Below are 1,029 nucleotides of genomic sequence, written 5' to 3' on the forward strand. Positions count from 1 at the left end.
GTACCTGCGGCAACTGCCGTACCAGTGTGTCGTGAAGACCGACGGACTGACACCCGACGGGGACGGATCCGTGGTGTGCGACTCGACGGCCGACGCGGAGGCGGCCGTCGACCGATTCGCCGAGGAGTTCGGTGACACCCTGGCGCTCATCGTGGAGGAACGGCTGACCGGCCAGGAGATCTCGGTGTTCGCGCTGCTCGACGGCGAACACGCGATGCTCTTCCCGACCGCGCTCGACTACAAGCGCACGCTGGAGGGCGACGCCGGCAAGAACTGCGACGGGATGGGCTCGGTCGCACCGCACCCCAACGACAGCCCCGAGCTGCGCGACGAACTCCGCGCCGCCCTGATCGACCCGTTGGTACGGGGACTGCGCGCGGAAGGCCTCGACTTCACCGGCTTCGTCTACGTGGGGGCCATACTCACCCCGCGCGGCCCCGTCGCCATCGAGATCAACGCCAGATTCGGGGACTCCGAGGCAGAGGTGGTGCTGCCCGGCGTAAGCAGCGACTTCACGCTGCTGTGCGAGGCGGTGCTCGCGGGTGAGCTCCCGGACCACGAGCTGGTCACCGATGGACTCGACCGGTGCTCGGTCGCGCTCGTGCAGGGCTGCCTCGACCCGGCGTCGCCCGAGGCCGCCGTCGGCTGGCCGTTCGGCCCCTTCGCCGTCGACCAGCCCGTGACCGGCCTCGACCGGCCCGCCGCGGACGATGTCTCGGTCTTCTGCGCGAACGTACGGCGCGACGCCACCGGCACACCGAGAACCGCCGGCGGCCGGGTGCTGCACGTCGTGGGCACCGGAGCGACCCCGGCCCTGGCACGGGACCGGGCGTACGACCGGATCGGGAGCATCTCCTTCCCCGGTATGCGCTACCGCACCGACATCGGCGCCGCACCGGCCGCCACGACGGTGACGTACGCCGAGGCAGCGGGCGTCACCGCAGGCACCGTACCGACCAGAAAGTGAGAACGCCGATGGCACGCAGGAAAGCGTTCGTTCTCTTCGAGTTGATGAACGCAATGCTGTAC

Annotated in this window: 1 protein-coding gene; it reads left to right on the forward strand. The window is 70.0% G+C overall.

Translation table 11 applies throughout. The annotated features are described in order from the left end of the window. On the forward strand, nt 1-967 hold a 967-nt coding region (locus tag ACFXKA_RS43425), incomplete at its 5' end, for a phosphoribosylamine--glycine ligase (protein ID WP_379431973.1). Between the last annotated feature and the right edge of the window lie 62 nt (nt 968-1,029).

It is taken from the genome of Nocardia sp. NPDC059228, from assembly GCF_042754245.1.
Classification (GTDB): domain Bacteria; phylum Actinomycetota; class Actinomycetes; order Mycobacteriales; family Mycobacteriaceae; genus Nocardia.